The sequence below is a fragment of the Lacticaseibacillus suibinensis genome (genome assembly GCF_003946175.1).
Classification (GTDB): domain Bacteria; phylum Bacillota; class Bacilli; order Lactobacillales; family Lactobacillaceae; genus Lacticaseibacillus; species Lacticaseibacillus suibinensis.
The window spans coordinates 101582-110449 of the sequence record NZ_RHOK01000008.1 but is presented as its reverse complement, the minus strand read 5'-3'; the positions used below and the strand labels follow the sequence as shown (position 1 = coordinate 110449).

Genomic DNA, 8868 nt, shown 5'->3' with positions numbered 1-8868 from the left:
TTCAAGCAGTCCAATCCGCACTGAACCATCGTCCCAGACGTATTCTGAACTATCTTCGCCCATGCGATTACTACCGATGCATGGCGTAACAGACTAGACCACTATCAAGAATTCGTTATCATCGTTGCACTTGACTTGAAAATTGAGGTGAGAAGAACGGCTCTTAATTTGATTGAAATCAGTTCTTTGCAGGCTTACTGGTTGAGAGCTAAGTGCGGCCACGCTCCGCAGCCTTTTCTAGCTAGCGGCGCCAAAGTTAATCACACCAGATAAAGCTTGCCAGTAGGAGGCGAGGACCATGGCGGCGGCGACAGGGTCGTTGCCGGCCGCGCCGCCACCGCCGCCGTGACCGCCGTGGCCAGTGCCGCCAAGGCTGAACGGGGTGTAAACCATTGGTCGGTCGCGCTGGGCGTCGGTGCTGGTTTCAGTGCGCGTCTTGACGGCTTTGCCAGTTGGTTGCGGAATTGCTTCAGCAATCAAGCTCGGGAGCGGCCGAGAAAAATCATGCGGTGCCGGTTTCTTTACAGCAATGGTCAGGTTTTCTGACTGCTTCGGGAACTCGGTTAGGTCAGCGGTGGCATCATCAGTCACCTGATAGCCTTGCTGAAGGTAAGGCAGCGTGAATTCGTGGCGGTTGAAGGCAATCGGGCTGCCAGCCTCACCGGTGATGGCAATGGCCGTCAAGGGCTGCTTGGTGGTTTCATCCACGATGGTGACCGTGATTTGCGGCTGGCGCTGTTTGGTGAGGTTGACAACAAACTGATTCATGCCAGCGGTGAGGCGATAGTGGTAGACATTGCTGCTGAGCACGTAACCTTCCGGCGCAACCAACACCCGGCTACCCGCTTCACCGACGCTGCCGATAAAGGAATCGACTTTGAGCACGCGACCCTGGTAGAGGTAAGTGATGGCCGCCGGAACGGTAGCGGTGGTTTTGGTGAGCTGCACTGTGAATGCATTCATGCCCGCCCTGAGCGTGTACGTAAAGGCGTTCGCTTGGCCGCTGGCGAGGTGATAGCCATTCGGCACTGCGACGGAGTAGCGGCCGGTTTCGCCCACCGCGCCGACAAACTGAGCGGTTTTAACGATTTGGCCATCGTACAAATAAGTAATCGTCGCTGGCACCTGCGCAAGGGCAGGTTTAGCTAGCTGCACCACGAACTGGTTGGTGCCGGCCTGTAAGGTATAGGCAAGAGTGGCGGGTTGGCCAGCAGCCAGTTGATAGCCGGTTGGCAGGGCCACTTGGTAGCTGCCGCTGGCGCCAACCAGGCCCTTGAATTGGTCAGTTTTGACGATTTGGCCATTGTAAAGATAGGTCACCGTCGCCGGGACCGTTGCTGGGGTGGGGTCAGTTGGTGTGGTAGCACCAGTTGCTTCAACCCGAACACGATACAGCGTTTCTGCATGTTGGACGTTGTAAGTCAATGTCGCCTGCTGGCCGGCTGCCAAAGTGTAGCCTGCAGGTAAAGTATACGCGCGCGTGCCATGATCGCCGATGTGGGCGGTGAAAGTTTCAGCGCTAATCTTCGTGGTATCTGTCCAGTACTCGATGGTGACCGTGGCGGCGGTAGCGTCAGTTGACGTGGCAGCTAACACCGGGTGCGCCGGCTGGTTGCCATGCGCCAAAAACGCCCCGGCCATGGCACTGGCTAGTAGCAGCGGTAAAGCGAGATAACGATCATTTTTCGGTTGAGTCATCAGCAGACTCCTTTCCGGCAAGGTCAAAAGGATCAGGAACTGATTCCGGTATCGCTACCATTTTAGCCTGTTTGATCTGAATTGTCAGCTCTGCTAATTCTTGCCAGTCCGTCGAGGTTGGCGGATTGGCCCAGGTGACTTGCGCGATGTTCAAATGATCATCGTGAAAGTCTGATAAATAAACATCTGTGTTGCGCGACAGGCGCGATTCAATCACGATAAACGCGTTGTCAAAACTGCGCAAGGTGCGGGCAATGTAGTCACTGTAAATCTGCCCTTGTGCGAAGTCGACACAGACATAGACGCGGTCGCGCACAATCGCGGCGGGCAGGTAATTAATCAACGTGAACATGTAGCTGAAGTACAGATTAACCGCCATCGTGTGATTGAGCTGCGGCGTCGGCGTGGCCCGCAGGCGGGCGATAAAGGTCAAAATTAAATGGTCAAAAGCCGGATAGAGATTGCGGAAAAAGCTGATTTGATCATCATCAATAAAAGTCGTCGGCGCCAGATAGAAGGTCGTAATCTGAACATGCAGGCCTTGCAACGCCGCTTCAATCGCGGCGTTGTCGTGGGTCGGTTCATCCAGCAGGTGATAATCAGCAATCAGCTGCAAAAAGTCCTTGGTCAAATGGTCAGCGACTGGGAGCTGGGCGCCAGCCAGAGCCGCTTTTTCCTCGGTAGCGGGTAAATAATGCCAGGTGACTAAGAAGGCATACAAATAATCCAACTCGTGGTCATCGAGGCCAAAATTGGCCGGCAGAATGCGGTGCATGCCATTCAGTTGCTCGGGATGACTGGCGATGGTTTGGCTACCTGGCAGCGCCTTGCCTGTGTGCTGACCATTGAGCATCCGCAGCAGCCAGATTTTGAGGAAAAACTGCAGCTTGGTTACTTGCGTTGGCATCAAGGTGTGAAGGAATTGCGATTCCAGCAGGCGCGTGATTTGCGCCACGGTGCCTTCTAACTCCGCAAACGGACTGGCGACGCCGTTATACGCCACAAAATACAGCTGAAACAGCGCCAGCCGCGTCGCGAACTCTTCGTCTTCGGCCGGGTGCGGCGGCAAAAACTCCTCTTGCTTCAAAAGGTGTTTGAGATGTTCAGCCGTTTCGTAGAACTTGGCGTTACTGATGTAGTGATCCCGCATGTAGGCGGTTTTGGGGTAGCGATTAGAGAAAAAGTATTGGTATTCAAACACCGTAAATAAATAGGACCGCTGCAGGTACAGTAAGCGGAGCCGCTGCATGACCACTTTGGTCAGATGATGCCCACGCCAATGGCCCTTGTCGAGGTCATCCAAGTAGCTCGGGGTATCATCAGAGACCTCCACTAGATCCGCGTTCAAGGTGTCAAACATTTTATTCAGCTTGTATTTCGTCTGGCCAAATTCGGCTTGAATGCGCTCGGTTGCCATCAGAAGCGAGGGCTGAGCGCTTAACTTTTGTAGAACCCGAAAATTGGTCGCATCTTCCTGATTAAAAAGTGCGGCTTCATCCACTTTGCTTCACCCTATCTATCCAATTCCCCTTCGTTACCACAAGTATACAGCAAGTTATCAAAAAATATGGTATTCGTAGGAATAAATATATTGGTGAACGTGTTATTTTTTTGGAACATGACAGCAAAAAAGTGCGGGCCAAGGCTCGCACTTTCGCGGTTCACAAGTGAATTAAGCATTTGCGTGATGCATTTTCTTTTCAAAATGCTTCAGCACCTTGGACAGGCTGTAGGTCATGATGAAGTACAGCACCATCGCAATAGTAATCGGGAGCACCCCGCGGTAGGTATCGGCTTGCACAATCCGCAGTTGGTAAATGAGGTCCGCCACCCCAATGATGGAGACAATGGAGGTTTCCTTGATCAGGGAAATGAACTCATTGCCCAGCGCCGGCCAAATGGCGGTTAAAGCCTGTGGGAACACGACATAGCGCATGGTGTCCTTTTGTGATAGGCCCAGCGAGCGCGCCGCTTCGCTTTGGCCAGGGGCGATGGCTTCAATCCCGCCGCGGAAGATTTCGCTGACGTAAGCGGCAGAGTTCAGGCCCACCGCCAGCGTCCCGGCAACGATGGCGGAGATGTTATAGAACATCCCGAGACCAAAGTAGATGAACATCACTTGCACCATTAAAGGCGTGCCCCGCACAAAGGCGACATAGGCATTCGCCAGCGTCTTGAGCCAGATGATTGAACCTAGCCGCACGAAGGCTAGCAGTGCCCCCAGCAGCGCCCCAACAATCAAAGCGACGAAGGAAATGCCAATGGTGTAGCCGACCCCTTTGGCAAAATAAGTCCAGTAATGCCACATGGAGTGGGTTTCAGCGCCGGTGCTGATGTACTTGGCGGCGGCGGGGAGGAACTGTTGGTTGATCAGATCTTTTTGTTTGATTTTCGCGATGCTCTTGTTAATGGCGGCTTGGAGCGCAGTGCTGCCTTTGGGCAAGGCAATCGCATTCCCGGACTCGCTGCCAGAAACGGTGAAGTGCCCATCAATCGCAGCGAGGCTGGTGTCGGCATTGGCGTAAGCTACGGCTGAAGCGGAGTCTTTGACGATGCCGTCGATTTTGTGCGCCTTGAGGGCTAACACCAAGTCGGAAGCATTTTGCATGCCGACCGGGGTGGCACCAGGCATTTGCTGCTTGATGAGATCGTAGGCAATACTCCCGACGACGGCGCCGACCTTCTTGTTATTGAAGGAGGTGCGGCTTTGGTAATAGCCCTTGTCGGTTTTCAACACGATGATGTCCTGCTTGGCGGTGTAGTAAGTGTCAGAGAAGTCGACGTGTTGCTTGCGTTCGGCGGTGGGGGAGAAGCCAGACAAAATCATGTCGACTTTCCCTGTTTCCAAGGCGACCAGCAGGGAATCGAAGTCCATTTTCTTGACCACCAGTTTGACGCCGAGATCCTTGGCAATTTGTTTGCCGATTTCGATGTCCATACCGACAATTTTCTCTTTACCATTCACGTTGGTGGTGAATTCATAAGGCGGGTAGTTCGGCGAGTTACCCATAATCAGGGTGCCTTTTTGCTGAATGCGTGTCAGCGAGTCGTCAGTGGCGGCTTGCGGCTGCTGAGGCTGGGTGAGACTGAGAATCATCAACGCGCTGAAGATAGCGGCAAAGACGAGCGATAGTTTTTTCATGGGCAGGCTCCTTACATAACGATGTCAGGGGCTTATTTTACACATATATTCATAAATATGCAATTAAAATTCAATATTCATTCACAATCACTTCGTTGTTTGAATCACCAGCGCCGTTTTTCGCGCAAAAAAAGCCGCCTCGCAAGAGACGACCATTTTTGGTAAAAGGTTAAGCTTACAGTTCTTCAGGAACCAGCTTAACTGGCTTGGTGCCCATCCAGCCGCTGATTTCCTTGAAGGTATCAGTGATGGCCTTGGTCCCAGGAGCCAGCAACTTACGAGGGTCATAGCCCTTGCCTTGTTGGTCCTTACCAGCTTCGATGTATTCGCGAGTTGCCTTAGCAAAGGCCAACTGGCATTCGGTGTTGATGTTGAGCTTAGCAATCCCCATGGAGATGGCCTTTTCAACTTGTTCCTGAGGGATGCCTGAGCCGCCATGAAGAACCAGTGGTTGAGGAACCGCTTCAGCGATTTCTTGCAGACGGTCGAAGTGCAGACCCTTCCAGTTGTCTGGGTATTGGCCATGAATGTTACCAATCCCAGCAGCCAAGAAGTCGATGCCGGTGTCGGAGAAGGCCTTAGCATCTGCAACAGAAGCTAATTCGCCTTCACCGATAACGCCGTCTTCTTCACCGCCAATTGAGCCAACTTCAGCTTCAACGGAGATACCCTTGGAGTGAGCCAACTTAACGATTTCCTTGGTCTTGGCCAAGTTTTCGTCAACTGGCAGATCGTGGCCATCAAACATAACGGAGTTGTAACCAGCTGCGATGGCAGCCTTGGCAGCCTCGAAGTCACCGTGGTCCAAGTGAATAACAACTGGCACAGTGATGTCCATTGCCTTAACCAGAGATTCGATCAGCTTTTGGCAAACTTCGTAGCCGCCCATGTACTTAGCAGCGCCCATGGAAGTTTGGATCAGGATAGGCACATTGAGATCTTGTGCACCCTGCAAAAGTGCGCGAGTCCATTCCAGGTTGTTGGTGTTGAACGCACCAATCGCGTAGTGGCCCTTACGAGCAGCCTTAAACAATTCAGTGCCGTTAACTAATGGCATAAGTGAATTTCCTCCTATTGGAAAACAAATTTTTAACTTCATCATTTTAGCATAGATTTTCAGAATATGCGAAGGCAGATTATGCCTCTTTTCATTTTGCCAAAACCGGCCGACTGGGGCCGCGCGTTCGTGGCTTAACGCAACCGAGCTTAAAGGCGATGAGTTTTCAGCATTTAATCAAAAAATTATTGTTGACAAATGTAGACGAACCTTTTATAGTTTACAAATGTAGACAGGAGGAACGAACATGACCCCAAAAATCGATGATATTAGCCCAGCTGAATGGGAAGTTATGCGTATCGTCTGGACCAAAGGCGAGGTATCGAGCCATGACCTGATCAGCTTGTTGCAACAAAAGCGCGACTGGAGCGATTCCACCATTAAAACCCTGATTGGGCGGCTGGTGAAAAAAGCGCTGCTGCAGACGACCAAAGATGGCAGGCGGTTCCTTTATTCCGCCACAGTGGCAGAAGGCATCGCGATGGATAGTAACGTTCAGGCGATGTTCGCCAATCTTTGTGCCATGAAGCGGGGGCAAACCCTGGTTAACTTGATCAAAGAACTGCCGCTGGCGCAGGCCGACATCACCGCGCTGCAAGCGGTCCTGGCAGACAAGGCGAAGACGGCGCCGGAAATGGTGCCTTGCGATTGTCTGCCGGACGAAACTCAATGCGAAACTTGCGAGGTGAACGACCATGAATAACGAAGAACATCAGGCGTCCAGCATGGGTGCTGACAAGGCGATGGATCATGAGATGATGAATCACGACATGGGTGAGATGAACCACATGGATCATATGGACATGAACCACGAAATGGACCACATGAACATGGATCATATGGATATGGACCATATGGACATGGACCATATGGACATGGACCATGGCGATCACATGGGGCACATGGATATGGGCGGCTTTAAGCAAAAATTCTGGTGGTCATTGATTGCCGCGATTCCAGTGTTCATTTTATCCCCGTTCATGGGTCTGCACTTACCGTTTCAAACCAGCTTTCCCGGCTCGGATTGGGTAGTGCTGGTGCTGGCGACGTTCCTGTTCTTCTACGGTGGCCAGCCGTTTTTGAAAGGCGCGCAAAGCGAACTGAAAGCCAAGACGCCCGCAATGATGACCTTGATTGCGATGGGGATCAGCGTTGCTTACTTATATAGTCTTTATGCCTTCGTGATGAACCAGTTCATTGACCCCAACGGCATGGTGATGGATTTCTTCTGGGAACTGGCCAGCTTGATCGTGATCATGCTGCTGGGTCACTGGATTGAAATGAATGCCGTGATGAATGCCGGCAATGTGACCCAGAAAATGGCGGCGTTGCTGCCAGGCGAGGCCCATGTGCTAGAGGCCAACGGCAAAGTCACCGATTTGCCGTTGGCGCAGCTGCAGGCCGGCCAGCAGGTGATTGTCCAGGCCGGGGAAAAGATTCCCGCCGATGGGCTGGTGATTGCCGGCAGTAGTGCGGTGAATGAAGCCCTGGTCACCGGGGAAGCCAAAGCGGTCGCCAAGCAAGCCGGTGACCAAGTGATTGGCGGCGCGGTCAACGGCGATGGGTCTTTGACGGTGAAAGTCACCGGCACTGGTGAGTCTGGCTATCTGGCCCAGGTCACCAAGTTGGTCAGCGATGCCCAGGCTGACAAGTCCAAAGCGGAAACCCTCGCTGATCAAGTGTCGCGCTGGCTGTTTTACGCCGCAGTGTTGGTCGGGCTGATTACCTTTTTCGTCTGGACCGGGATCAGCGGGCTGTCAACTGGGCTTGAGCGCTTGGTGACCGTGCTGGTCATTGCTTGCCCGCATGCCCTGGGGTTAGCGATTCCATTAGTGGTCGCCCGTAGCACCAGCTTGGCGGCGGCCCATGGTCTGCTGGTTCGTGACCGGCAGGCGCTGGAAACAGCCGGAAAAATTGATACGGTGTTGATGGATAAAACCGGGACCTTGACGCAAGGGACCTTCAAGGTCAACCAGGTGCAGGCTTTGCAGCCTGACTTGAGTGACGATGACGTGCTGGCCCTTTTCGCCGCCCTGGAAGCACACTCTAGTCATCCGCTGGCCACTGGGATTTTGGCGGCGGCCAAGGCGAAATCGCTCGCCGTGGCTGCGGCTAGTGACGTGCAGACGGTGCAAGGTGTTGGGCTGACTGGCCATGTTGACGGCCAAGCCTATGCCATTGTGACCGCTAGTTACCTACGTGAGCAGAAAGTGGCCTATGATGAAGCGCAATACCAGAGCCTGGCTGCCGCGGGAAATTCAATCAGCTTTTTACTGCAAGATCAAACTGTTTTAGGCTTGGTGGCGCAAGGCGATGAAATCAAACCCGATGCGCTGACCTTGATAAAGGCGCTGCGAGCCCAAGGCATTGAACCAGTGATGCTGACTGGGGATAATCAGGCGGCGGCTGAGGCCGTGGCGACTAAATTGGGCAACATCAAAGTGCATGCCGAGTTGAAGCCTGAAGACAAGGCCAAAATCGTCCGGGATTATCAGAACCAAGGGCATCAAGTGGCGATGGTCGGGGATGGCGTCAATGACGCGCCAGCCTTGGCCCGGGCGGCGATTGGGATTGCCATCGGGGCCGGGACAGATGTTGCCATTGATTCCGCTGATGTGGTGCTGGTTAAGAGCGCACCGCAAGACATTCTGACGTTCCTCAATCTGGGCCGGGCCACAACCCGCAAAATGATTCAGAATCTCTGGTGGGGCGCTGGCTATAACATTCTGGCCATTCCACTGGCCGCAGGCGTGTTAGCCGGCGTTGGCATTATTCTCAGCCCGGCAGTTGGGGCTTTGATCATGTCGGCTTCGACCATCATTGTGGCGCTGAATGCGATGAGTTTGAAGCTGTAGCCTGAGCCTGTTGAACCCAGTACTGGAATTGATAAAAATGCAGGCCTTGGATCAGCAAAAAGGCTTGCATTTTTGCTTACGGAAAGATAGTCTAAACCTTGTGACCGGTTACAAAA

General features: G+C 53.0%; 6 protein-coding genes. 2 read left to right on the top strand and 4 right to left on the bottom strand.

What is annotated here, in order from left to right; genetic code table 11:
* Positions 1-237 precede the first annotated feature (237 nt).
* The 4 genes from EKM90_RS05740 to fba form a co-directional block, all read right to left on the bottom strand.
* Entirely contained in the window at positions 238-1698 is a 1461-nt protein-coding gene (locus tag EKM90_RS05740) for a mucin-binding protein (protein ID WP_125580592.1), read from the bottom strand.
* Positions 1679-3115 (bottom strand): hypothetical protein, encoded by a 1437-nt coding sequence (locus tag EKM90_RS05735; protein WP_164507874.1) that lies wholly within the window; start codon positions 3113-3115, stop codon positions 1679-1681. The genes EKM90_RS05740 and EKM90_RS05735 overlap by 20 nt, the downstream gene beginning before the upstream one ends.
* 255 nt (positions 3116-3370) lie before the next feature.
* Entirely contained in the window at positions 3371-4840 is a 1470-nt protein-coding gene (locus tag EKM90_RS05730; RefSeq protein ID WP_125580588.1) for an ABC transporter substrate-binding protein/permease, read from the bottom strand.
* Between the two features lie 175 nt (positions 4841-5015).
* Positions 5016-5897 (bottom strand): class II fructose-1,6-bisphosphate aldolase, encoded by an 882-nt coding sequence (fba, locus tag EKM90_RS05725; RefSeq protein WP_125580586.1) that lies wholly within the window; start codon positions 5895-5897, stop codon positions 5016-5018.
* Positions 5898-6144: 247 nt separating this feature from the next.
* Here fba and EKM90_RS05720 point away from each other — a divergent pair, with 247 nt between their 5' ends.
* On the top strand, positions 6145-6600 hold the full coding sequence (locus tag EKM90_RS05720) for a CopY/TcrY family copper transport repressor (protein WP_125580584.1): 456 nt from the start codon (positions 6145-6147) through the stop codon (positions 6598-6600).
* On the top strand, positions 6593-8752 hold the full coding sequence (locus tag EKM90_RS05715) for a copper-translocating P-type ATPase (protein ID WP_191987467.1): 2160 nt from the start codon (positions 6593-6595) through the stop codon (positions 8750-8752). Before EKM90_RS05720 ends, EKM90_RS05715 begins: the two co-directional genes overlap by 8 nt.
* The last annotated feature ends 116 nt before the right edge of the window (positions 8753-8868 follow it).